The following is a 22,702-nucleotide window of genomic DNA, read 5'->3' as shown; positions in this document are numbered from 1 at the left end:
GAAATTGTTATGTCGATGCGAAGCCATACCTGCGGTCAGGTAACCGAATCACTCATTGGTCAAGAAATTACCCTCTGCGGCTGGGTTAATCGTCGCCGTGACCACGGTGGTGTGATCTTTATTGACTTGCGTGACCATCAAGGTTTTGTGCAAGTAGTGTGTGACCCAGATCGCCCAGAGATGTTTGCGTTGGCTGAGCAGGTTCGTAATGAATTTTGTATTCAGATCAAAGGCCTGGTGCGCGCGCGTCCTGCTGGCACTGAGAATAATGATTTAGTCAGCGGCAAGATTGAAGTGCTTTGTCATAGCTTGGTGATTTTGAATGCGTCTATTACTCCCCCGTTCCAATTGGAGGATGAGAATTTATCCGAGACCACTCGCTTAACCCACCGTGTTTTGGATTTACGTCGCCCGCAAATGCAAAAGAATTTACGTCTGCGCTACAACGTTGCCATGGAATGCCGTCGCTACTTAGACGCTGCAGGCTTCATTGATATCGAAACACCAATGTTGACCAAGAGCACCCCTGAAGGTGCGCGCGACTATTTGGTGCCTTCACGTGTTCATGATGGTCAGTTCTTTGCCTTGCCACAATCCCCTCAGTTATTTAAGCAGCTGTTGATGGTGGCTGGCTTTGATCGCTACTACCAAATTACAAAGTGTTTCCGTGATGAAGATTTGCGTGCTGATCGTCAGCCTGAATTTACACAAATTGACTGTGAAACAGCTTTCTTAGATGAATTGGAAATCCGTGAGTTATTTGAAAACATGATTCGTCATATTTTCAAAACAACGATGAATGTTGAATTGCCGAATCCGTTCCCAACAATGCCTTACTCTGAGGGTATGGCGCGTTTTGGTTCAGACAAGCCAGATTTGCGTGTGAATTTTGAATTCACTGAATTGACAGACTTAATGAAAGATGTTGATTTCAAGGTGTTTTCTGGTGCCGCAAATCAAGAAGGCGGTCGCGTAGTCGGCCTATGCGTCCCGGGTGGTGCAGAGATTAGCCGTAGTGAAATTGATGACTACACTCAATTTGTAGCAATCTATGGTGCCAAAGGTTTGGCATGGATCAAAGTGAACTCTGTTGCCGAAGGTCGCAATGGCCTGCAATCACCAATCGTCAAGAACTTGCATGATGCTGCTATCGAAGGCATCTTGAAGCGTACTGGCGCTAAAGACGGCGACATTATTTTCTTCGGTGCTGATAAAGAAAAAGTAGTGAACGATGCTATCGGTGGATTACGTCTGAAGATTGGCCACTCGGCTTGGGGTAAAGAACATGGCCTCTCTACAGAAGGTTGGAAGCCATTATGGGTAGTTGATTTCCCAATGTTTGAGTACGATGAAGACAATGCTCGTTGGGTTGCATGCCATCATCCGTTTACTAGTCCTAAAGACGAACACATGCAGTATCTCGAATCGAGTCCTGGAAAGTGCTTGGCCAAAGCCTATGACATGGTTCTGAATGGCAGCGAGATTGGCGGCGGATCAGTCCGTATCCATCAAGAGGCAGTTCAGAGTCAAGTATTCCGTGCGCTGAAGATCGGTCCTGAAGAAGCGCAAGCGAAATTTGGATTCTTATTAGATGCTTTGCAATACGGCGCGCCTCCGCATGGTGGTATTGCATTTGGTTTGGATCGCATTGTCACTATGATGACTGGCGCCGAATCTATTCGTGACGTCATTGCCTTCCCTAAGACACAACGTGCGCAATGCTTGCTTACACAGGCTCCTAGTCCAGTAGATGAGCGTCAGTTAAAAGAGCTGCATATTCGCTTGCGCCAAGCGGCTCCAGCTGCTTAAGCAAGAGAGTATTTAAAGTATCTTGAAAATCCCCATTTCAGTTTTAGTTGTTATTTACAAATTGAATGGGGAGGTCTTGCTAATAGAGCGAGCCGATAAAGCCAACTTTTGGCAATCGGTTACTGGCAGTGTTGATTCTGTCGATGAGGATCTCAGATTAGCTGCTGCGCGCGAAGTCCTTGAGGAAACTGGGATTGATGTTCAATCTCTTCCAGCAGGCTCTTTGCAAGATATGGATCACCAAATCGAGTATGAGATTTATCCGCAATGGCGTCACCGCTACGCCCCTGGTGTTACCAGAAATACTGAGCATTGGTTTTCATTACTAGTGCCAGATGACACTCAAGTCCAATTAGCGCCTAGAGAGCATGTTGCTTATGAGTGGTTACCCTTTACGGAGGCTGCTAAAAAATGTTTCTCTCCCAGCAATGGTGAAGCGCTTCTAAGGCTATTTTCTGCGCGCCAGAGCATAACTGACTAAGATAGAGCGATGAGACATTCATCAGGGCATCATCATTCGGTAGAAGATTCAAAATCATCACGAGGAAGCGACTGGAAAGTCATTCGCGATTTACTCCCCTACTTATTAGAATACAAATTTAGAGTCGCGATCGCTCTAACATGCTTGGTGGCTGCCAAGGTTACGAACCTAGGTATTCCGATTTTGATGAAGCGATTGATCGATGCGCTTAATATCAGGGCAGATTCTCCCCAAGCATTATTAGTAGTTCCCGCTGGATTGATTTTGGCCTACGGCCTCTTAAGAATTTCCGCCTCTTTGTTTACTGAGTTGCGTGAATCTCTTTTTGCGCGTGTTACCCAAAATGCCGTTCGCAAGGTAGCCTTACAGGTTTTTGAGCATTTACATTCTTTAGCTCTGAGCTTTCATTTGGCTCGTCAGACCGGTGGGGTAAGTCGAGATATTGAGCGCGGTACACGTGGTATTCAGTCTCTCATCTCCTATTCGCTTTACAGCATTCTGCCGACTCTGATCGAGTTTTGTTTGGTTCTAGGTTACTTTGCTTATGCGTACGATATTTGGTTTGCTGCTATTACGCTGGTGGCTTTGGTGCTCTATATTGGCTTTACTGTTGTAGTGACTGAATGGCGGACGCATTTCCGCCGCACCATGAATGACATGGATTCCAAGGCTAATCAGAAAGCAATTGACTCCCTTTTAAATTTTGAGACCGTAAAGTATTTTGGTAATGAGGCGTTTGAAGCGAGTCGCTATGACCAAAATTTAGTGCGCTATCAAGCTGCCGCAGTCAAATCACAAAAATCCTTAGCAATCCTCAATTTTGGTCAGCAGACCATTATTGCTACTGGTCTAGTGATGATTCTTTGGCGCGCTACCCTAGGTGTGATTGATGGATCCATGACCTTGGGTGATTTGGTCTTAGTCAATACCTTGATGATCCAGTTATATATTCCGCTCAATTTCTTGGGTGTGATCTATCGTGAGATTAAGCAGGCACTGACGGATATGGATCGCATGTTCTCTCTTCTCAATACAGAGAAAGAGATTGCTGATGCGCCTAATGCACGGCCTTTGCATATTAGCAATCAAGGCCGGGGCCCAGATGTTCGTTTTGAGAATGTGTCTTTTCATTACGACGCTAAGCGTGAAATTCTGAAGGATGTCAGCTTTAACATTCCGGCCGGAACAATTACTGCAGTCGTCGGACAAAGCGGTGCTGGTAAAAGTACTTTAGCGCGCCTGCTGTTTCGTTTTTATGATGTTCAGTCAGGCAAGATCCTGATTGATGGTCAAAATATTACGGATGTCACTCAATCGAGTTTGCGCAAGGCGATTGGTATCGTTCCACAGGATACGGTTTTATTTAATGACACGATTGGCTACAACATTGCCTATGGCAATCCCGAGGCCTCAATTGATGAAGTCCATGAGGCTGCGAGAGCTGCGCAGATAGATCGTTTTATCAAGCATCTCCCCGATGGTTATGACACCCAAGTGGGTGAGCGTGGTTTGAAGTTATCTGGTGGAGAGAAGCAGCGCGTTGCAATTGCACGCACCTTGCTTAAAAAGCCAGCGATGCTAATTTTTGATGAGGCGACATCAGCGCTAGACTCCAAAACTGAGCGGGCTTTTCAGGAGGAGTTGCTTAGCCTGGCTAAAAACCGTACGACTTTAATCATTGCTCATAGGCTATCCACCATTGTTCATGCTGATCAAATTTTGGTTATGGGTCATGGCCAGATTATTGAGCGTGGCACACATGCCGAACTGTTAGCTGCTAATGGCCGATATGCCGAGATGTGGCAAATGCAAGAGCGAACTGCTCTTGATTAGAATATCCGCATGAGCCAGCAAGAATCTATCCTCAAAAATGCCTTTGAAGCAGCTTTAGGGGTTGCTGACCCAAAGCAAATCGTCCCTGAATATCTCGCCAAGATCTTTCCTCAAGGCTCAGAGCCTAGAGGTAGATGTTTAGTGGTTGGTGCTGGAAAGGCAAGCGCCTCAATGGCGACCGCTCTGGAATCGCATGCAAAGACCCATTGGCCCCAAGCAAATCTTGAGGGCTTGGTACTGACTCGTTATGGCCATCATTCGCCAACAAACCATATTCGAATTATTGAAGCTGGACACCCCGTGCCTGATCAAGCGGGCATGGATGGCGCTAGAGAAATCTACCGTTTGGTTGGTGAATTACAAGCTGGTGACATTCTGATTGCATTGATCTCCGGAGGCGGTTCTAGCTTGCTCACTATGCCCCAAGCGGGTATCAGTATTGAGGATATACGTAAGACTACTGAGGCCTTATTGCGATCTGGCGCGCCGATCGAAGAGATGAATGTGATTCGTAAACACTTATCAGCGATTCAAGGCGGTAATTTAGCTAGACTCGCGATTGCAAGAGGCGCTCGAGTTGAAGCTTTATTGATTTCTGATGTTACGGGGGATGCTCCCGCGGATATTGCGAGCGGACCTTGCGCTCCCGATTACTCAACGTACCAAGATGCTTTATCTATTTTGGAAAAACACCACCTAGGAAGTGAAATCATTCCAGCTTCTGTTTTATCGCATTTGCATCGTGGAGTTGCTGGCGAGATTCCAGAGACTTTAAAAGAGGCTGACCTAAAAAATACTGCAGTAAGTAATCATGTGATTGCTACTGCTTATCAGAGTCTTGAGGCAGCAGCGAACTATGTCCGCACCCAAGGTTACGAGCCAGTGATATTGGGTGACACCATTACCGGAGAGGCTCGGGATGTGGGTATCGAGCAGTCTACATTGTCGCGTCAGCATTTTTTGACCGAGACTACTAAACCAATCGCCCTCATCTCTGGTGGAGAGTGCACGGTAACTATTCCCAATGGAATCAAAGGTCGCGGTGGTCGCTGTAGCGAATACCTCCTTTCACTCTTCGCAGCCTCTACAGATCTGCCGAATATTTCTGCTCTGGCTGCTGACACCGATGGTATCGATGGTAGTGAAAAAAATGCTGGTGCGTGGTTTACTCCTGCGATTCGCCAGGCAGCTCATGAGCAGGGTCTAATGCCTTCACAGTATTTGGCTCAGCACGATTGTTATGGTTTTTTTGCTCAATTAGATGCTTTGGTAGAAACTGGCCCTACACTGACGAATGTGAATGATTTCCGCATCATCTTGCTCGATAAATAATTATGTCCAATAGCCCAACACAAATCCAACTGATTCAGCCAGACGACTGGCATTTACACATTCGTGATGGTGAAATCATGAAAGATGTATTGGCAGATACCGCGCGGCAATTTGCGCGCGCCATCATCATGCCAAATTTGAAGCCTCCAGTGACGACTGTAGATTTAGCAAATGCTTATCGCGGTCGGATTGAAGCTAGTCTTCAATCTTTAGGTGTGACTGGTTTTACGCCATTGATGACTTTGTACCTCACTGACAATACTTCAGCTGCTGAAGTACGCAAAGCAAAAGCTGTGGGTGTTGCCGGATTTAAGCTCTATCCCGCTGGGGCGACAACCAATAGTGATGCTGGTGTGAGTGATATCAAGCATTGCTACGCTGCGCTTGAAGCAATGCAGGAGGTCGGTATGCCCTTGTTAGTGCATGGTGAAGTCACTAGTGCTGATATTGATATCTTTGATCGTGAGGCAGTATTTATAGATCAAGTGCTCGAGCCTTTGCGCAAAGATTTTCCGGGGCTGAAGATTGTCTTTGAACACATCACTACCAAGCAAGCTGCACACTATGTGCGAGATGCGCAAACCAGTGGAAAAAATATTCTAGCAGCTACTATCACCCCACAACATTTGCTGATGAATCGCAATGCGATTTTTGCTGGCGGGATTCGTCCGCATAATTATTGCTTGCCAGTACTTAAGCGTGAGGAGCATCGCATTGCCTTGCTAGAGGCGGCAACCAGTGCTAGCCCTAGATTTTTCTTAGGCACTGATAGTGCGCCACATGCCAAAGGCGCTAAAGAGGCGGCTTGTGGCTGTGCAGGATGCTATAGCGCCTTCAATGCTCTTGGCTTATATGCTGAGGCATTTGAAAGTGTTGGCAAGCTGGACAAGCTTGAAGGCTTTGCTAGCTTCTATGGCCCTGACTTTTATGCATTGCCACGCAATACTAAGAAAATTACTTTGGTAAAGCAGGCGCAAAGTATTCCAGCAGAGCTTCCATTGGGTGATGCGACGATTGTGCCCCTACGCGCTGGCGAAACTGTTGCCTGGTCTTTGGCTTAAGTCCCCCAAGATTCTTAGAATTCATTTTTAGACTAAATTTCTGCGACTGCGTTAGACTGCAGTCGCAGAGTCAATTGGGCAATCGCCGCCTCTTTATTGAGGGGGAGGAAAGTCCGGACTCCATAGGGAAGGGTGATGGCTAACGGCCATCCACGGTGACGTGAGGAATAGGGCCACAGAGACGAGCGTATTTAGTTACGGTGAAACGCGGTAACCTCCACCTGGAGCAATCCCAAGTAAGCAGGCGATGAGGCGTCCCGCTGAGTCTGCGGGTAGGGAGCTTGAGCCGTCAGGTAACTGCCGGCCTAGAGGAATGATTGCCCCTAGATGCAAATCTAGGCGACAGAATCCGGCTTATCGATTGACTCTGCACTTTTCAAATACCTATCAAGTACTTTTAATCGTCGTTCAGGACATCGATGGAATAAGTGATTTCTGCAGTTTTGGCGAGCATTGTGGTAGCTGAGCAGTATTTTTCGTGAGATAGCTTTACTGCACGCTCAACCTTGGCCAAATCTAAGTTTTTGCCCTTAACCGTGAAATGCAGGTTAATTTTCGTAAACACCTTGGGCTCGGTTTCCGCCCTCTCTGCAGTTAGCTGGACATCGCAGGCGCTAATCTCTTGACGGGAGCGCTGTAGGATTAAAACCACATCAAAGGCAGAGCAACCACCAGTGCCAGCCAAAATCAGCTCCATGGGCCTTGGGGCGCTATTGTTTCCCCCAGCTTCGGGTGGACCATCCATTTTGACTTGATGGCCGCTACCAGTTTCCGCTGAAAAGGCCATTCCGCCGTTACCCAACCAACTTACTCGACATTCCATGCTAGTGACCCTTAAATTGCAAAATTAATCAATATTATCAATAGTTTACCAATAATGATGGGTTCCAGCTGAAGGCCCGTTTTTGCAAAAAAGCATCAAAAACTTGATTTTGATCAACTTTCTTGCATTGCACCATATTTATTGTGTAGAATGACCATATTGGTAGTCAGTCTTATACAAGACTGCGACTTACCTCCCAGTGTCTCCTCCACTTAAAACATAGGTGGATTCCAACCCAGGACTCGTTCCTGGGTTTTTTTTGGGTTACAATTCAAGGCTTTACTGAATTACCGAACCAGTCAGCGGTAATTGTTGTACCAAGTGAATTACAGAATCTGCGAGCTTGCAAACATAAGCAGGGCCAAGGTGGACGTAGTTTGATTGGAGTAATTTTTTTTGACTATAACAATTTGAGAAATCATGAAAACTTTTTCTGCAAAATCCCATGAGGTAGTGCATGAATGGTTCGTGATTGACGCTACGGACAAAGTCCTCGGTCGTGTCGCCAGTGAAGTGGCACTCCGTCTACGCGGCAAGCATAAACCTGAATACACCCCACACGTTGATACCGGCGACTTCATTGTTGTCATCAACTCTTCTAAGCTGCGTGTTACAGGCACAAAAGGCTTGAACAAAATTTATTACCGTCACAGCGGATACCCAGGTGGTATTAGCTCGACCAACTTCGACAAGATGCAAGATCGTTTTCCAGGTCGCGCTTTGGAGAAGGCTGTGAAGGGTATGTTGCCAAAAGGCCCACTAGGCTATGCCATGATTAAGAAATTAAAAGTCTATGGCGACGCCAGTCATCCGCATGCGGCTCAACAGCCAAAAGCGTTAGAGATTTAAGGAAACCAAATGGCTATTAATTACGGAAATTGGAATTACGGTACTGGTCGTCGCAAGAGTTCTGTGGCGCGTGTATTCATTAAATCTGGCAAGGGCGAAATCATTGTTAATGGTAAGCCTATCGATGCTTATTTTGCTCGTGAAACATCACGCATGATTGCTCGTCAGCCTTTGGCTCTCACAGCTCACCTAACTACCTTTGATATCAAAGTAAACGTTAGCGGTGGCGGTGAAACTGGCCAAGCTGGTGCGGTTCGTCACGGTGTTACTCGTGCATTGATTGACTACGACAACGCATTGAAGCCAGCCCTGTCAAAAGCAGGCCTGGTAACTCGCGATGCTCGTGAAGTTGAGCGTAAAAAAGTTGGTCTGCATGGCGCGCGTCGCCGTAAGCAGTTCAGCAAGCGCTAATTTCTTTCGGTCGCTTCAGTTTTATCGAAAGGGTCGCGCAAGCGGCCCTTTTTGTTTCTACAATCTAGGTATTAAAGAAATAAAATTCATCAGTCGGTATTTTGGAGAATGGCATGATTAAAGTTGGTATCGTAGGCGGCACTGGATACACGGGAGTGGAATTACTGCGTTTGTTAGCGCAACACCCCGACGTAAAGATCCAGGCAATTACTTCTCGCACAGAAGCGGGTATGCCAGTGGCTGAGATGTTCCCTTCTTTACGTGGCCGCATTGACCTCAAGTTCACGACCCCAGACGAAGCTAAGTTAAATGAATGTGATGTGGTGTTCTTTGCAACTCCACATGGCGTTGCTATGGCGCAAGCAAAAGAGTTGCTCGCCAATAATGTGAAAATTTTGGATCTCGCTGCTGACTTCCGTTTGAAGGATGTCAAAGAATTTTCCAAGTGGTACGGCATGGAGCATGGCTGTCCAGAAATATTGGCAGAAGCAGTTTATGGCTTAGCTGAGATTAATCGTGAGGCTATTAAAAAAGCGCGTGTTGTCGGTTTAGCTGGCTGCTACCCTACTTCAGTACAACTTGGACTTGCCCCATTACTTTCACCAAAGTCCACCAGCGGTAAACAGCTGATTGATGGCAAACATATTATTTCCGACTCTAAGTCAGGAACATCCGGCGCTGGACGTAAGGCAGAGATTGGAACCTTGCTGTCAGAGTCTAGCGATAACTTCAAAGCCTATGCCGTTAAAGGTCATCGTCATCTTCCAGAGATCGTCCAGGGCTTAAAGGCAATTGCTGGCCATGATCAAATTGGCCTGACATTTGTGCCGCACTTGACGCCAATGATTAGGGGTATTCATTCAACGCTTTATGTGCGCTTGACTGAGGCTGGAATGAATGTGGATTTCCAAAAGCTATACGAGGATTTCTACAAAGACGAGCCTTTTGTGGATGTGATGCCTGCAGGCAGTCACCCAGAAACACGCTCTGTACGGGGGAGTAATGGCTTACGTATCGCCATTCATCGTCCCGGCGACGGCGATACTTTAGTCATTTTGGTGGTTGAGGATAATCTGGTTAAGGGCGCCTCAGGTCAGGGCGTTCAGTGTATGAACCTCATGTTTGGCTTGCCTGAGACCACTGGATTAACGCAGATTGCTGTTTCCCCATAAGGAAAGACCCTTCAGCACACTTGGTATTAAAAGCCTAAAATAGATCATCGCCTTTTGAATTAGGAGTAAATCATGACCCAATTAGCAACGCAAGAAACTGCGCAATCTGTACAAGATTTAGCCGAGCCACCAACTCCTTTGGTGTTTACGGATAGTGCTGCTGCAAAAGTGGCTGACTTGATTGCCGAAGAGGGTAATCCTGAATTAAAGCTACGCGTGTTTGTTCAGGGTGGTGGTTGCTCAGGATTTCAATACGGCTTCACATTTGATGATGCTGTGAATGAAGATGACACACTCTTTGAAAAGAATGGCGTGACTTTATTGGTTGATTCAATGAGCTTCCAATACTTGGTTGGTGCTGAGATTGATTACAAAGAAGATATTAACGGTTCACAGTTTGTAATCAAAAATCCAAATGCCCAAACTACTTGTGGTTGCGGATCTTCTTTCTCTGCTTAAGGGAATAGAAAACTACGCAGGATAGCAAGCGCCTAGGATTCTAGGACCCTTCGCTCCCGTAACGGCTGGCAAATTTGCTGGCCGTTTTTCTTTGTGGGCCCAGGCAAGCCATGCGAATGCAAGACCTTCTACTAGTTGTGGATCAATGCCAAGCGCATCACTTGTCACAATCTCTAGCGATTTTTTAAACACTTCATTGGCTCTGCTTTTAAATAAATCTAGCAGAGCGATATTACGAGCACCACCACCACAGACAATCAGCGTCTGGGTTTGCGGCGCATGGCGTACTAAAGCCTGTAAAGCTGAGTTCACAGTGAGATGTAATAGCGTGGCTTGGATATCTTCAGCGTTAATATTTTCTGCATCAATATGTTTTTGTAGCCACGCTAAATGGAAGTCGTCGCGACCGGTACTCTTGGGCGGAGCTTTTGCAAAAAATGGATCAGCTAATAGTTTTTCTAAAAGAGCTTGATTGACCTCGCCTTGCAATGCCCAGGCACCATTTTCATCAAAGGTATGCCCTTGCTGATCAGCAATCCAGGCATCCATCAGCATGTTTCCGGGGCCACAATCAAACCCTTTTACCTCACCATCTTTTGGCAGTAGCGTCAGGTTAGCAATCCCACCAAGATTGAGTACGGCAATGCTCTTGTTAGCAGTAAATTGTTGCGCATGAAAAGCGGGTACTAGAGGGGCGCCATGACCACCTGCCGCTAGATCACGACTTCTAAAATCGGCGATCACATCGATGCCAGTTAATTCAGCTAACAGGGCTGGATTGAGAGTTTGGTGGGTATACGCAAGATGATGAGAGAGATCAGCCTGATGGCGAATAGTTTGGCCATGGGCACCAATAGCGCTGATTTCTGCAGGGCTTACTTTGGCTTTAGCGAGTAATTGGTGAACAGTATCTGCATAAGCAGTAGCCAGGGCGTTGGCGGCCTGATTTTCTCGGTGAATCTCGTTTTGTCCAGGACTTTGTAAGTCCAGCAAGGCTTTGCGTAACTCGGCACTAAAAGGGGTGCTTACGTAGTTTAGAAGGCAGGCCTCCCCAGAGGCTTCAATCTGTGCCAGCACGGCATCAATCCCATCTAGGCTAGTGCCAGACATCAGGCCAATATAGAGGGATTGCGGCTTATTCATGCGGTATCGGGACTTTGTTCTCAGGAATGCGACAATTATGCTTTAGCAATTTAACTCCTAATTTAACCGACTACGTAAGTAACTAAGTTAACCCATCAGCATGACGGCTAAACCAGAACAAAAATATCCACTAACTCCTGAGGTTTTTACAGCTCTTGAAGTGACCAAAAGAGGCTGTGACGAGCTATTAGTCGAGGCCGATTGGATTCAAAAGCTAGCTAAGAGCCAGGCTACGGGTACACCTTTACGGATTAAGTTGGGTTTAGATCCTACTGCGCCTGATATTCATTTGGGCCATACGGTAGTTTTGAATAAATTACGTCAGCTACAGGATTTGGGCCATACAGTCATTTTCTTGATTGGCGACTTCACCAGCATGATTGGCGATCCTTCTGGACGTAATGCAACGCGTCCACCACTGACTGCTGAAGAAATCGCCGTCAATGCGCAGACTTACTATCGTCAAGCCAGTATGGTGCTAGATCCAAGTAAAACTGAAGTGCGTTACAACAGCGAGTGGTGTGATCCACTGGGCGCACGTGGCATGATTCAGTTAGCTGCTCGATATACCGTTGCCCAGATGCTAGAGCGTGATGACTTTACAAAGCGTTACCGCAGTGGTGTACCTATCTCTGTGCATGAGTTTTTATATCCATTGATGCAGGGCTATGACTCTGTTGCCTTGAAGAGTGATTTAGAGCTCGGTGGCACCGATCAAAAATTTAATCTTTTAGTTGGGCGCGAACTTCAACGAGAGTATGGCCAAGAGCCACAATGTATTTTGACAATGCCACTCCTCGTTGGTTTGGATGGCGTGGACAAGATGAGTAAGTCCAAAGGCAATTACATTGGTATCAGCGAGCCTGCTAGCGAGATGTTCGGTAAGCTCATGAGTATTTCTGATGACTTAATGTGGGATTACTTTACATTGCTGTCATTCCGCCCCATGGCTGAAATTGATTTAATGAAGCAAGAAGTCGCTGCTGGTCGTAATCCACGCGATTGCAAAGTACTGCTCGGTCAAGAAATCGTAGCGCGCTTCCATTCTCAGGCTGCTGCAGAAAAGGCGCTTGAAGACTTTAACCATCGAGCTAAAGGCGGAGTACCTGATGAGATTCCAGAAGTCCATTTAACTGGTGCCCCTATGGGGATCGCCAGCTTACTCAAAGCTGCAGGCCTTGCGCCATCAACATCTGAAGCCATGCGTAATATTGAGCAAAACGGCGTGAAGATTGATAGCGTAACTATTGGTGATAAACAATTGAAGGTTGAAGCGGGAACTTATGTAGTTCAAGTGGGTAAGCGAAAGTTTGCTAAGGTTGTATTGGTATAGATTTTCAATGATTTGCTTACATTAATTCTTCCATATAAAAATTCCCCATGAATCTAATTGAAATTATTCGAGATGTAAGCGATGTCATGGATGCCTTAGGGGTAGCAGTTGTTTCTCTAGGAGTGCTTTGGGGTTTATGTATCTTTGCTAAAGAGTTGCTTACTCAATCAGCGGATATTGCTTACAAAGGATTTCGCATTCAAATTGTGCGCTCATTAATTTTGGGCCTTGAAGTACTGGTTGCTGGCGATGTGATTCGCACGGTGGCAATTAGCCCAACCTTAACTAGTGTCGCGGTACTCGGAGCTATTGTGCTTATTCGATGCTTCTTAAGCTGGTCTTTGACATTAGAAATTGATGGCCGCTGGCCATGGCAAGCTCCAAGAAAAGATTAGCACCTGCGCTTAAATAAGCCGAGTGCTATTCCAAAGGCTCTGAGTTCGATAAATTACTTGGCGCTTTTAAACCAAAATGCTCATAAGCTTGTCTAGTGGCAACGCGTCCACGAGACGTTCTTTGTAGGTAGCCCTGCTGGATTAAGTAAGGTTCTAAGACATCTTCAATGGTATCGCGCTCTTCACCAATCGCGGCGGCCAAGTTATCAATACCTACTGGGCCACCATCAAATTTGTGCAAAATTGCTTCGAGCAGTTTACGGTCCATCACATCAAAGCCGCTTGGATCTACATCGAGCATCTTCAATGCGGCATCGGCCATATCTTTAGTGATGGTACCGTTACCTTTGACTTCGGCATAGTCACGCACTCGACGTAATAGACGGTTGGCGATACGTGGAGTACCTCTAGCGCGCTTCGCAATCTCAATTGATCCTTCGGGATCGATATCTGCCTTCAGTAAGCTCGCGGAGCGGGTGATGATCTGAGTAAGTTCTTCAGTGGTGTAGAACTCCAGTCTTGCCACAATGCCAAAGCGATCACGCAGTGGGTTGGTGAGCATACCAGCGCGAGTGGTTGCACCGATCAATGTAAATGGCTTGAGATCAATCTTGACACTACGTGCGGCAGGACCTTCACCAATCATGATGTCGAGGCTGTAATCCTCAAGGGCTGGATATAGAATTTCTTCAACCACAGGAGAGAGGCGATGGATCTCATCAATAAAGAGCACATCGTTTGCTTCTAAGTTAGTCAGTAAAGCGGCAAGATCACCAGGCCGATCTAATACTGGACCACTGGTTTGGCGCAAGTTCACGCCAAGCTCTCTAGCAATGATGTGGGCCAAGGTGGTTTTACCTAGCCCGGGAGGGCCAAATAACAGAACGTGATCTAAGGCTTCTTGACGGGCTCTAGTTGCGGTAATGAAGATTTCTAGTTGGGCGCGTGCCTTAGTTTGACCAACATACTCATCAAGCTGTTTTGGACGCAAAGCCCTTTCAAAGACGGCCTCAGAATTACCTGCTGCACCGCTGACGATACGATCATGGTCTTCCGGCAAATCTTCAGGAATAGAGCTCAGGTCTTCGGTATGTATTGCCATACTACAAGTGTAGTGGTTTTAAGATTTTGAGAGGTATTTCAGGCCCATACGAATACCATCTGACACAGTCGTATCAGGTGGTATTTGTTTGAGGGCTAAATGAGCCTCTTTTTCTGAGTAGCCCAGCGCCAAAAGCGCTTGTAATACCTCGCTACTCGCTTCAACCGCTTGGGGCTTGCCACCAGTAATCTCTAAGTCGGGAGCTAACTTCCCTTTGAGTTCCAGGCAAAGGCGCTCCGCAGTTTTTTTACCAATACCAGGAACCTGAGTAAGTCGACCCGCCTCCTGCATTGCAATCGCTTGAGCGAGTTCGTTCACGCTCATACCAGAAAGCACGGCGAGAGCAGTGCGTGAGCCAACACCACTAATCTTGATCAGTTGTCTAAATGCTTCACGCTCTGTCTCGGTAGCAAAGCCAAACAGTTGTTGGGCATCTTCGCGGACTTGGAAGTGGGTGAGTAGCGTAATTTTTTGATTGGTCTCAGGCAATTGGTACAAAGTACTCATAGGTACATCAATCTCATAACCAACGCCTTGGCAATCTACCAAGAGGCGGGGAGGATGAACTGAAACGAGAATTCCTTGAATGCGACCAATCATGTGAAGATCTTAACCTGTTTGTATTGTTATTTCTTGCCAGTCTTTTTGGGCGCAAGTGCGGCAGTAATTGCTTTTGGAATCTGGGCGTGATGGGCGGCGCAAATAGCTACCCCCAAAGCATCTGCCGCATCCGTTCCTGGAGCACGGCTTAAACGCAATAAACGTTTAACCATTTCTTGTACTTGGGGTTTGGTAGCTCGACCAGTCCCAACGATAGATTGCTTTACTCTGAGGGCGCTGTATTCAGCGACGGATAGTTTTTCAGAAACCAGTGCGGCAATCACGGCGCCTCTAGCTTGACCCAGCATCAGGGTAGAGCGCGGGTTGACGTTGAGAAACACTTCCTCAATAGCGGCTTGCTCTGGGTGGTAGGTCTCCAGCACTTCTTTGATTCCCGCGTACAAGATTCCCAATCTCTGTGGAAGTCCTTGGGCTGGATCACCACTTTCAATCGTCCCAGATGCTACATAAGTCAGTTTTTGGCCATCAACATCAATGACACCAAAACCAGTTGTTCGTAGACCTGGGTCGATTCCTATCCAGCGCATGAGTGGTTTACTAATTTCTTTGCTTAATGACGGAAGTGGCGTGTACCAGTAAAGATCATGGCAATGCCATGCTCATTAGCCGCAGCAATGATTTCATCATCACGCATACTGCCACCTGGTTGAATGGCACAACTTGCACCACCATTGACCACGACATCTAAGCCGTCACGGAATGGGAAGAAGGCATCGCTGGCAACTGCAGAGCCTTTGAGGCTCAAGCCAGCGTTCTCAGCCTTAATACTTGCCATACGAGCAGAGTCAACGCGGCTCATTTGGCCGGCGCCAATCCCGAGCGTCATGCCGTTAGCACAATACACAATCGCATTGGATTTTACGAACTTCGCAACACGCCATGCAAACATCATTTCGTGCATTTCGCTTGGCGTTGGAAGGCGCTTGCTCACAACACGCATTTCATTCTCAAGTACGTTCTTCGCATCTGGAGACTGAACTAGCAAGCCACCACCAACGCGTTTTAAATCAAAAGTATTAAATGCAGTGCCTAGAGGAATTTCCAGGAGACGGACATTTTGTTTGGCAGCAAAGATGGCTTTTGCTTCATCACTAAAGCTAGGCGCAATCAATACTTCTACGAACTGCTTAGCAATTGCTTCAGCTGCGACACCGTCACACGGTACATTGAAGGCAATAATTCCACCAAATGCTGAACTTGGATCTGTTTTAAATGCTTTTTGATAGGCCTCAAGCGCATTGCCACCTACAGCTACACCGCAAGGATTGGCATGTTTAATAATGACGCAAGCTGCTGCACCACCGACATTACCAGTAAAGCTCTTAACGCATTCCCAAGCAGAGTCGGCGTCAGCGATGTTGTTGTAAGAGAGCTCTTTGCCTTGCAATTGTTTGTAATTGGCCAGTGCGCCATCGACTGGATAGATGTCTTTATAGAAGGCTGCGGATTGGTGTGGGTTTTCACCGTAACGCATTTCTTGCACCTTTTCGAAGGCAAGGTGCAGAGTTTCTGGATAGGCAGAGCGCTTTTTGTGATCAAGGTCATCGCCTAGGGCGGATAAATAATTTGCAATCGCACCGTCGTATTGTGCGGTATGGGCAAATACTTTTTTAGCCAGACCCAAATTGGTTTTATAAGAAACCACATTCTGATTGGCTTTCATTTCATTTAATACTGGCGCGTAATCTTCGGGGGAGATCAGTACGGTCACATCTTGATGATTCTTGGCGGCAGCGCGCAACATCGCTGGCCCACCAATATCAATATTCTCAACCGCATCTTCAAATGAGCAATCCGCTTTAGCAACGGTCTCATTAAATGGGTAGAGATTAATAACCAGCATATCGATCGTATCGATGCCATGCTCTTTTAAAGCAGCCATATGCTCCGGAAAATCTCGGCGAGCCAATAAGCCACCATGCACCATAGGGTGCAGAGTTTTTACGCGGCCGTCTAGCATCTCTGGAAACTTAGTGAGTGAAGATACTTCCACTACGGGTAAATCATTTTCAGCTAAGAGCTTTGCGGTACCGCCAGTAGAGATCAGCTTGACGCCTTGATCATGTAGGGCTTTGGCGAACGGCACAATGCCATTTTTATCGGAAACAGAGAGTAGGGCTGTGCGGATCATATTTTTCAGAAGGTTTAATTAATCAAGAATTTGCGAATGGATTTGGCTTATTTGAGGAGTTGGTGTTCAAGCAACTTCTTGTGCAGCGTATTGCGGTTGATGCCAAGATACTGCGCAGCCAAAGATTGATTCTGCTTCGCGTGCTGCATCACTAATTCCAACATCGGCTTTTCAACCACTGCGAGAACCATTTGGTAAAGATCAGATGGGGGTGTTCCTTTGAGGTCATCCAAATAACGTTGGAGTTGAGTCTCAATACATTCGGTAATAGGGTGCTTATTGGTCATAGATAAATTGAATAACTAAAAAACTAAATTTAGGCTGCTTCTAAAAATAACAAACGATCAGAATGGGATTTCATTTCATTGAAAAAATCATTCACCATTTGCAATTGGGTTTTGCAATCATCGGCAGTATTCATTTTTTGTCGAAATGCACGAGAGTCTCGCAAGCCCTTGCAATACCAGCCGATGTGCTTACGCGCAGTGCGTAAACCAATATATTCGCCGTAGAACTCATAGTGATCAATGAGATGAGCATTCATGATCTCTTGAATCTCATTAATCTGTGGAGTTGGTAATTTACCGCCAGTTTCCAGAAAATGATTAATCTCACGAAAAATCCAGGGACGCCCTTGCGCGGCTCGACCAATCATGATGGCATCAGCACCCGTTTCTTTTAAAACAAATGCCGCTTTTTCTGGAGTCGTGATGTCGCCATTAGCCACTACTGGAATGGCAACGCTATTTTTCACTGCGGTAATGGTCTCGTACTCGGCTTCACCGTGATACAAATCCGCTCTTGTGCGACCATGAACAGTCAACATGGAGATACCGGACTTTTCTGCAAGACGCGCAATATCAATCGCATTTTTATGCTCTCGATCCCAGCCTGTCCGAATCTTTAACGTGACAGGAACTGCATTGGGGCCTATGCCTACAGCCTGAACTACGGCTTCTAAAATTTGCCGCACTAAAGGTTCATCTCTTAATAGCGCAGAACCGGCTGCAACATTGCATACTTTTTTAGCAGGGCAACCCATATTGATATCAATAATTTGGGCGCCATGGTCGACGTTGAGTTTGGCTGCCGCAGCCATCATCCTGGGATCAGCCCCAGCGATTTGAACTGCGATCGGCTTAAATTCACCTTGGTGATTAGCGCGACGCTGGGTTTTTTCACTCTTCCACAGCAAAGCGTTAGAGGCGATCATTTCAGACACGGCATAGCCAGCACCCAGCTTTTTGCAAAGCTGACGAAAGGGGCGATCCGTTACCCCTGCCATCGGGGCAACAAATAATCTATTTGCGAGAAGGTGTGGGCCAATCTTCATGTATTTCAGGATGGATTCTGGAGCACTTCTAGAGCTAGGGAAAGGGTGTCACTTTAGCACAAGTCAGCCTAAATCTGCCTAAAAAATAGGCAGATTCCGTGACTTAGGTCAAACTGGTAATGCGGGTATTTGGTAGGCTATTTAAGCCCCTTAGCGCCTGCCAAACATCATCTGGCGGGCTAAGGCTGTTTTGACTGGGGGAAGCCATTGGAGGGCTGATAAAGCTAATCCTCGGCCGATCACAAGCGGCAGAAGATTTGAGGTGAAGATTCTGGCCATGAAGTCGGTCAAGCCAATGGTGGCGGATCGATCCGCCTTGCGGCTTTGAGCATAGTCTTGCAGGGTGCTTTCTATGGCGGCAGCGGTTTTATGATCTTCAGGTTTGGAAAATAAGGAGCTGAGTTTTTCGGCTAAAAGATAGGCATCCCTCAACCCAAGGTTGAGGCCTTGTCCTGCAACGGGATGCAAAGCCTGGGCTGCATTGCCAATCCAGACCTCATTAACCCGAGTAATTTCTTTGCGGTAATTGAGCCCCAGTTCGTAAAGGCGGCGATCTTGGATTTTAAGAAATTGCCCGATACGCGATCCAAACTCAGCTTGCAAGCTCTTCAAAAAATCAGCATCACTTAAAGCGAGGCGTGTTTGCGAAGAGCTTGGGGTACCACACCAAACGAGATTGAGAATATTGGGGCCATAGTGGCTTGGCAAAACTGCTAAAGGCCCTTCAGAGGTAAAGCGCTCCCATGCCTGATGAGGCGCTGCATTCTCGACCTCGACCAATCCAACTAAAGCGGATTGTTCATAGTCTCTGCCAGATTCCACCCAATCCTGTTTTTTAAACAAGCCACCTTCAGCATGAACTACACATTTAGCTTCTATGTCAGCAATATCTGTATTGGTATCGATATGGCGCCACACAAAATGTGGACTATTTGCTTGAATAGCTCTTAAAGCTTTACGCAGTGTGAGGTGAATATCACGATAGCGAATGATGTGGCCCAGTGCATCTTGTTTCAGCTCTTCACGAGTCATGAGTGCGCGACCAAAACGGCCCGCTTGCGATACGTGTACCCGATAAATGTCAGCACATTCGGTAGGCCATGCATCAATGGTGTCTAGCAATAATTTACTGCCGTGCGATAAGGCAATCCCTCGGCTGTCAGCAGCCGCTAAATCAGCATCATCCACCGGATTGCGGTCAAGTAAGGCGATGCTTGCTTCTGGAAATTTTTGCAGACACCAGGCGGCGCAGGCTAAGCCTACTGGGCCGCCACCTTGAATCAGGATATCGAAGTTCTTTGCTGACATGCTTGGGAATTTAATTATTCTTCATTAGCGCTTCAATCTCATCGGCATTAACCGGCACGCCACGAGAAATTAATTCGCATCCGACATCGTTGACTACGACATCATCTTCAATGCGGATGCCGATATTCCAGAAGCGCTCATCTATATCATTTGCTGGGCGCACATAAAGGCCTGGCTCGATAGTGAGCACCATGCCGGGCCTTAGATGGCGCCATGGTTTTTCTGAAGAATCTGTTACTGCGCTAAGTGGTTCACGATAAGAGCCAACATCGTGCACATCCATGCCTAACCAATGTGAGGTGCGATGCATATAAAAACGACGATAGGCAGCAGTCTCAATCGCGTTCTCTAGTGAACCTAGCTCAGCTAAGCTGAGAAGCTTCTCATCAAGCAAGCCTTGAGTCAGCACTTTGAGCGCTGCCTCATGTGGCTGCATAAATGTATTGCCAGGCTTAGTTGCCGCGATGGCAGCTTCTTGAGATGCGAGGGTAATGTCATACAGAGCGCGTTGTGGTCCTGAAAATTTTCCATTTACTGGAAAGGTACGAGTGATATCGGAAGCATAGCCATCAAGCTCGCAGCCAGCATCTATCAAGCATAAATCACCACTTCGGAGTTCGGCATCACTAGCGCGGTAATGCAAAATGCAGGAGTTGGCGCCGCCAGCAACAATACTGTTGTAGGCAACGCTTTGTGCACCGCTATAGCGGAACTCGTGAAGGAGTTCCGCTTCGAGATGGTACTCCCGGATTCCCGGTTTACAAGCTTGCATGGCGCGAACGTGGGCGCGCGCAGAAATTGCGGCAGCACGACGCATGATGTCAATTTCATGTGCATCTTTAAAGAGACGCATTTCATGAATGAGACTCTCAATGTCATGAAACTCTGAGGGTGGATTGACGCCAGCACGAGCCTGAGCTCGCACTTCTTCCATCCAATGACGCAAGCGACGATCTATCTCGGCACTCTCTGACAGGCGGATATAAACAGCATCTTGATCAGCTAATAAATTACTCAGCTTGCCATCAAGCTCATGATTGCTGTGGGCATATTCCACACCCAATACCGCCGGTGCTGCGTCTGGACCTAGGCGAATGCCATCCCAAATTTCTCGCTCTGCATCTTTAGGCCGGCAAAAAAGATGTGATTCCAGTTGAGGTTGTGAGGTTGATCCAGCAATTTTTAGTACCAGTGTTGCGCCCGGCTCTTCAAAGCCGGTAAGGTAGAAAAAATCACTGTCATGACGATAGGGAAACTCGCTATCTCGATTGCGAGCAGTCTCAGGTGCTGTACTGATGATGGCAATGCCCCCACCGGTTTTGGCACAGATCAGTTTTGCGAGTTCAACTCGACGTTGTTGGTAAATAGCAGATTTATTCATTAGCTACATTGAGCTCTTGTAATCGTTGGGGTGTACCTACATCGTGCCACGGACCGATATATTTTTCACCAGTCACCCTATTTTCAGACATAGCCTCTCTGAGAAGTGGGGCAAGCTTAGCCGGCACATCTAGCTCTAAATCCTGAAAGAGGTCCAGGTGATAGAGCCCAATACCGGAAAAGGTAAGTTTTTCAGTGCCAGCGAGAGGCTCACCAGTCACCTGGGAGTCTTTGAGATGAAAGTCCCCATCAGGGTGTTGAGGCGGGTTTGGAACCATCAAAAGATGCGCTAAAGGCTTGTTTGGCAGGCTGCGTAAGACGGAAACTTGGTCCAAAAGCTGCTTTATTGGCAGGTTTGGGCTAAAAACATCACCGTTGATGACTAGGAAATAATCACTAGGGTTTAGTAGGGGTAATGCCTTGCGAATGCCTCCTGCTGTTTCTAGGGCGCTCGCTTCTGGAGAGTAGGTGATATTGAGGTTAAATTGGCTGCCACTGCCCAGAGCCGATTCAATTTTCTGGCCAAGCCAGGCATGGTTTATTACAACCTTTTGAATGCCTGCTTCACTCAAGGCTTCTAGATGCCAGGCTAGCAAGGATTTGTTTTTGATGGTGAGTAGTGGCTTGGGCAGCTCATCCGTTAATGGGCGCATGCGCTCACCTCGACCAGCGGCTAGTAAAAAGCACGGAATGAGAGTGGGCTTATTCATGAGGAGTGACCATCAATCCTGAGTGGGCCGCGTCGATTCTAGAATACGGGCCAAGGGCTTCAATTCGATATAACGATTTGCAGTGGCAATCGCATATTCGAGTACCAAGGGGATGTCTTTGAGATAGCCATCTTTACCATCGCGATGATAGAGTCTGGCAAATATTCCCAAGACTTTTAAGTGGCGTTGCAAACCCATCCATTCAAAGTCACGATAGAACTGACCAAAATCAGTTGGCATGGGTAAGCCTGCTTGACGACCTTCTTCCCAAAACTTAATCACCCAATCAATCACGCGTTCTTCTGGCCATGCAATGTAAGCATCACGCCAGAGTGAAGATGCATCGTAAGTGATGGGGCCATACACTGCATCTTGAAAATCGATTACTCCAGGATTATTTTTTTCCGTCACCATCAAATTACGTGAATGGTAATCGCGATGTACATAGACTTTTGCTTGGGCCAAATTATTTTGAATAATCAATTCAAATGCTTGCTTGATTTGAGAATCTTGAAGTGCTGTTAACTCGACATGTAAGTGTTTCTTAAGATACCACTCAGGAAATAAATCCAACTCATGTTGTAATAGCGCTTCATCATAGTTTGGCAATCCATCTGACTTACTTGCTAATTGCATTTGAATTAAGGCATGGGTCGCATCTTTGTATAGATGGTCAGCGCTCTCAGAGTTGAGTTCTGCAAGGTAAGTTTTAGTACCCAGATCATTGAGTAATAAAAATCCCTCGGCTACATTTTTTTCTAAAATTTTAGGAACATTAAGACCGGCATTTTCAAGCAATAAATCAACCTTAATGAAGGCATCTAAGGGCTCATGTTGGGGTGGGGCATCCATCACGATCAAAGTCGGAAAATCCGGGTTTTTGGACCTAATTCGGAAATACCGCCTAAAGCTGGCATCTGCCGAGGCAGGGGCTAAAGTGGGGAGATCTAATTGCCAGCGAGGTTCAAGGCCTTTTAGCCAGTTGCGGAGGGTGTCTAAGCGAGAGTCAGTCATGG

General features: G+C 46.8%; 23 protein-coding genes and 1 other RNA gene. 12 read left to right on the top strand and 12 right to left on the bottom strand.

Annotated elements, in window-relative coordinates:
• Positions 1-9: 9 nt before the first annotated feature.
• The 6 genes from aspS to rnpB all read left to right on the top strand — a co-directional run bounded on the left by aspS (position 10) and on the right by rnpB (position 6,889).
• Positions 10-1,809 carry an aspartate--tRNA ligase gene (aspS, locus tag ICN42_RS01185; protein WP_216249683.1) on the top strand — a complete coding sequence of 600 codons (1,800 nt, stop codon included), beginning with the start codon at positions 10-12 and terminating at the stop codon, positions 1,807-1,809.
• Between the two features lie 22 nt (positions 1,810-1,831).
• The gene (gene nudB / locus ICN42_RS01180) at positions 1,832-2,290 is read left to right on the top strand and encodes a dihydroneopterin triphosphate diphosphatase (RefSeq protein ID WP_216249681.1); all 459 of its coding nucleotides are present in this window, start codon (positions 1,832-1,834) and stop codon (positions 2,288-2,290) included.
• Positions 2,291-2,299: 9 nt separating this feature from the next.
• Entirely contained in the window at positions 2,300-4,123 is a 1,824-nt protein-coding gene (locus ICN42_RS01175) for an ABC transporter ATP-binding protein/permease (RefSeq protein ID WP_216249679.1), read from the top strand.
• A gap of 9 nt (positions 4,124-4,132) precedes the next feature.
• Positions 4,133-5,455, top strand: coding sequence for a glycerate kinase (locus ICN42_RS01170; protein WP_216249677.1), 1,323 nt, complete (start codon positions 4,133-4,135; stop codon positions 5,453-5,455).
• A 2-nt stretch (positions 5,456-5,457) separates the two neighbouring features.
• Positions 5,458-6,516 carry a dihydroorotase gene (pyrC, locus tag ICN42_RS01165; RefSeq protein WP_216862420.1) on the top strand — a complete coding sequence of 353 codons (1,059 nt, stop codon included), beginning with the start codon at positions 5,458-5,460 and terminating at the stop codon, positions 6,514-6,516.
• Between the two features lie 66 nt (positions 6,517-6,582).
• Positions 6,583-6,889, top strand: an RNA gene (gene rnpB, locus ICN42_RS01160) — RNase P RNA component class A.
• Positions 6,890-6,913: 24 nt separating this feature from the next.
• Here the strand turns inward: rnpB and ICN42_RS01155 are convergent.
• The gene (locus ICN42_RS01155; protein ID WP_216249675.1) at positions 6,914-7,339 is read right to left on the bottom strand and encodes an OsmC family protein; all 426 of its coding nucleotides are present in this window, start codon (positions 7,337-7,339) and stop codon (positions 6,914-6,916) included.
• Between the two features lie 420 nt (positions 7,340-7,759).
• Between ICN42_RS01155 and rplM the strand changes: the two genes are divergently transcribed.
• The 4 genes from rplM to erpA all read left to right on the top strand — a co-directional run bounded on the left by rplM (position 7,760) and on the right by erpA (position 10,230).
• Complete coding sequence (gene rplM, locus ICN42_RS01150; protein ID WP_015422034.1) at positions 7,760-8,188, top strand: 50S ribosomal protein L13; 429 nt, start codon at positions 7,760-7,762, stop codon at positions 8,186-8,188.
• Between the two features lie 9 nt (positions 8,189-8,197).
• Entirely contained in the window at positions 8,198-8,599 is a 402-nt protein-coding gene (gene rpsI, locus ICN42_RS01145) for a 30S ribosomal protein S9 (protein WP_072582726.1), read from the top strand.
• A 113-nt stretch (positions 8,600-8,712) separates the two neighbouring features.
• Positions 8,713-9,771, top strand: a complete 1,059-nt coding sequence (gene argC / locus ICN42_RS01140; RefSeq protein ID WP_216249672.1) for an N-acetyl-gamma-glutamyl-phosphate reductase — start codon at positions 8,713-8,715, stop codon at positions 9,769-9,771.
• A gap of 72 nt (positions 9,772-9,843) precedes the next feature.
• Positions 9,844-10,230: an iron-sulfur cluster insertion protein ErpA gene (erpA, locus tag ICN42_RS01135; RefSeq protein ID WP_216249669.1), complete on the top strand. Its 387-nt coding sequence runs from the start codon at positions 9,844-9,846 to the stop codon at positions 10,228-10,230.
• 12 nt (positions 10,231-10,242) lie between these two features.
• On the opposite strand, the gene ICN42_RS01130 is transcribed toward erpA, so the two are convergent.
• The gene (locus ICN42_RS01130; protein WP_216249666.1) at positions 10,243-11,373 is read right to left on the bottom strand and encodes an anhydro-N-acetylmuramic acid kinase; all 1,131 of its coding nucleotides are present in this window, start codon (positions 11,371-11,373) and stop codon (positions 10,243-10,245) included.
• Positions 11,374-11,473: 100 nt separating this feature from the next.
• Between ICN42_RS01130 and tyrS the strand changes: the two genes are divergently transcribed.
• Positions 11,474-12,706 carry a tyrosine--tRNA ligase gene (tyrS, locus tag ICN42_RS01125; RefSeq protein WP_216249663.1) on the top strand — a complete coding sequence of 411 codons (1,233 nt, stop codon included), beginning with the start codon at positions 11,474-11,476 and terminating at the stop codon, positions 12,704-12,706.
• 47 nt (positions 12,707-12,753) lie between these two features.
• Complete coding sequence (locus tag ICN42_RS01120) at positions 12,754-13,101, top strand: DUF1622 domain-containing protein (protein WP_216249661.1); 348 nt, start codon at positions 12,754-12,756, stop codon at positions 13,099-13,101.
• A gap of 25 nt (positions 13,102-13,126) precedes the next feature.
• Here the strand turns inward: ICN42_RS01120 and ruvB are convergent, their stop codons facing one another.
• The 10 genes from ruvB to ICN42_RS01070 form a co-directional block, all read right to left on the bottom strand.
• Positions 13,127-14,203, bottom strand: coding sequence for a Holliday junction branch migration DNA helicase RuvB (ruvB, locus tag ICN42_RS01115; RefSeq protein ID WP_216249658.1), 1,077 nt, complete (start codon positions 14,201-14,203; stop codon positions 13,127-13,129).
• Between the two features lie 18 nt (positions 14,204-14,221).
• The gene (gene ruvA / locus ICN42_RS01110; RefSeq protein WP_216249654.1) at positions 14,222-14,803 is read right to left on the bottom strand and encodes a Holliday junction branch migration protein RuvA; all 582 of its coding nucleotides are present in this window, start codon (positions 14,801-14,803) and stop codon (positions 14,222-14,224) included.
• A 26-nt stretch (positions 14,804-14,829) separates the two neighbouring features.
• On the bottom strand, positions 14,830-15,351 hold the full coding sequence (gene ruvC, locus ICN42_RS01105) for a crossover junction endodeoxyribonuclease RuvC (RefSeq protein WP_216249652.1): 522 nt from the start codon (positions 15,349-15,351) through the stop codon (positions 14,830-14,832).
• Positions 15,352-15,374: 23 nt separating this feature from the next.
• A complete protein-coding gene (gene purH, locus ICN42_RS01100) occupies positions 15,375-16,955 on the bottom strand; it encodes a bifunctional phosphoribosylaminoimidazolecarboxamide formyltransferase/IMP cyclohydrolase (protein ID WP_216249649.1) in 1,581 nt (526 codons plus the stop codon).
• Positions 16,956-17,002: 47 nt separating this feature from the next.
• Positions 17,003-17,242, bottom strand: coding sequence for a helix-turn-helix domain-containing protein (locus ICN42_RS01095; RefSeq protein ID WP_215298921.1), 240 nt, complete (start codon positions 17,240-17,242; stop codon positions 17,003-17,005).
• 29 nt (positions 17,243-17,271) lie between these two features.
• The gene (dusB, locus tag ICN42_RS01090) at positions 17,272-18,288 is read right to left on the bottom strand and encodes a tRNA dihydrouridine synthase DusB (protein WP_216249644.1); all 1,017 of its coding nucleotides are present in this window, start codon (positions 18,286-18,288) and stop codon (positions 17,272-17,274) included.
• Between the two features lie 150 nt (positions 18,289-18,438).
• Positions 18,439-19,596 carry an FAD-dependent monooxygenase gene (locus ICN42_RS01085; RefSeq protein WP_216249642.1) on the bottom strand — a complete coding sequence of 386 codons (1,158 nt, stop codon included), beginning with the start codon at positions 19,594-19,596 and terminating at the stop codon, positions 18,439-18,441.
• A 10-nt stretch (positions 19,597-19,606) separates the two neighbouring features.
• Entirely contained in the window at positions 19,607-20,977 is a 1,371-nt protein-coding gene (locus ICN42_RS01080) for an aminopeptidase P N-terminal domain-containing protein (protein WP_216249639.1), read from the bottom strand.
• Positions 20,970-21,686 carry an N-acetylmuramate alpha-1-phosphate uridylyltransferase MurU gene (murU, locus tag ICN42_RS01075; protein WP_216249637.1) on the bottom strand — a complete coding sequence of 239 codons (717 nt, stop codon included), beginning with the start codon at positions 21,684-21,686 and terminating at the stop codon, positions 20,970-20,972. Before murU ends, ICN42_RS01080 begins: the two co-directional genes overlap by 8 nt.
• Before the next feature lie 12 nt (positions 21,687-21,698).
• The gene (locus ICN42_RS01070) at positions 21,699-22,700 is read right to left on the bottom strand and encodes an aminoglycoside phosphotransferase family protein (protein WP_216249635.1); all 1,002 of its coding nucleotides are present in this window, start codon (positions 22,698-22,700) and stop codon (positions 21,699-21,701) included.
• Positions 22,701-22,702: the final 2 nt, after the last annotated feature.

Source organism: Polynucleobacter sp. 71A-WALBACH (assembly GCF_018882365.1).
GTDB lineage: Bacteria > Pseudomonadota > Gammaproteobacteria > Burkholderiales > Burkholderiaceae > Polynucleobacter.
Note: the sequence above shows the minus strand (reverse complement) of the source record. Positions and strands in the feature narration are given on the sequence as shown.

Bases quoted from the DNA above. Each gene is read 5' to 3' on its own strand.
- ruvA (WP_216249654.1), bottom strand. From the start codon at position 14,803: ATGATTGGTCGCATTCAAGGAATTCTCGTTTCAGTTCATCCTCCCCGC.
- tyrS (WP_216249663.1), top strand. From the start codon at position 11,474: ATGACGGCTAAACCAGAACAAAAATATCCACTAACTCCTGAGGTTTTT.
- ICN42_RS01170 (WP_216249677.1), top strand. From the start codon at position 4,133: ATGAGCCAGCAAGAATCTATCCTCAAAAATGCCTTTGAAGCAGCTTTA.
- aspS (WP_216249683.1), top strand. From the start codon at position 10: ATGTCGATGCGAAGCCATACCTGCGGTCAGGTAACCGAATCACTCATT.
- murU (WP_216249637.1), bottom strand. From the start codon at position 21,686: ATGAATAAGCCCACTCTCATTCCGTGCTTTTTACTAGCCGCTGGTCGA.
- ICN42_RS01175 (WP_216249679.1), top strand. From the start codon at position 2,300: ATGAGACATTCATCAGGGCATCATCATTCGGTAGAAGATTCAAAATCA.
- erpA (WP_216249669.1), top strand. From the start codon at position 9,844: ATGACCCAATTAGCAACGCAAGAAACTGCGCAATCTGTACAAGATTTA.
- ruvC (WP_216249652.1), bottom strand. From the start codon at position 15,351: ATGCGCTGGATAGGAATCGACCCAGGTCTACGAACAACTGGTTTTGGT.
- purH (WP_216249649.1), bottom strand. From the start codon at position 16,955: ATGATCCGCACAGCCCTACTCTCTGTTTCCGATAAAAATGGCATTGTG.
- argC (WP_216249672.1), top strand. From the start codon at position 8,713: ATGATTAAAGTTGGTATCGTAGGCGGCACTGGATACACGGGAGTGGAA.
- ICN42_RS01155 (WP_216249675.1), bottom strand. From the start codon at position 7,339: ATGGAATGTCGAGTAAGTTGGTTGGGTAACGGCGGAATGGCCTTTTCA.
- ICN42_RS01085 (WP_216249642.1), bottom strand. From the start codon at position 19,596: ATGTCAGCAAAGAACTTCGATATCCTGATTCAAGGTGGCGGCCCAGTA.
- ICN42_RS01130 (WP_216249666.1), bottom strand. From the start codon at position 11,373: ATGAATAAGCCGCAATCCCTCTATATTGGCCTGATGTCTGGCACTAGC.
- ICN42_RS01070 (WP_216249635.1), bottom strand. From the start codon at position 22,700: ATGACTGACTCTCGCTTAGACACCCTCCGCAACTGGCTAAAAGGCCTT.
- pyrC (WP_216862420.1), top strand. From the start codon at position 5,458: ATGTCCAATAGCCCAACACAAATCCAACTGATTCAGCCAGACGACTGG.
- ICN42_RS01120 (WP_216249661.1), top strand. From the start codon at position 12,754: ATGAATCTAATTGAAATTATTCGAGATGTAAGCGATGTCATGGATGCC.
- ICN42_RS01080 (WP_216249639.1), bottom strand. From the start codon at position 20,977: ATGAATAAATCTGCTATTTACCAACAACGTCGAGTTGAACTCGCAAAA.
- rplM (WP_015422034.1), top strand. From the start codon at position 7,760: ATGAAAACTTTTTCTGCAAAATCCCATGAGGTAGTGCATGAATGGTTC.
- dusB (WP_216249644.1), bottom strand. From the start codon at position 18,288: ATGAAGATTGGCCCACACCTTCTCGCAAATAGATTATTTGTTGCCCCG.
- rpsI (WP_072582726.1), top strand. From the start codon at position 8,198: ATGGCTATTAATTACGGAAATTGGAATTACGGTACTGGTCGTCGCAAG.
- ruvB (WP_216249658.1), bottom strand. From the start codon at position 14,203: ATGGCAATACATACCGAAGACCTGAGCTCTATTCCTGAAGATTTGCCG.
- ICN42_RS01095 (WP_215298921.1), bottom strand. From the start codon at position 17,242: ATGACCAATAAGCACCCTATTACCGAATGTATTGAGACTCAACTCCAA.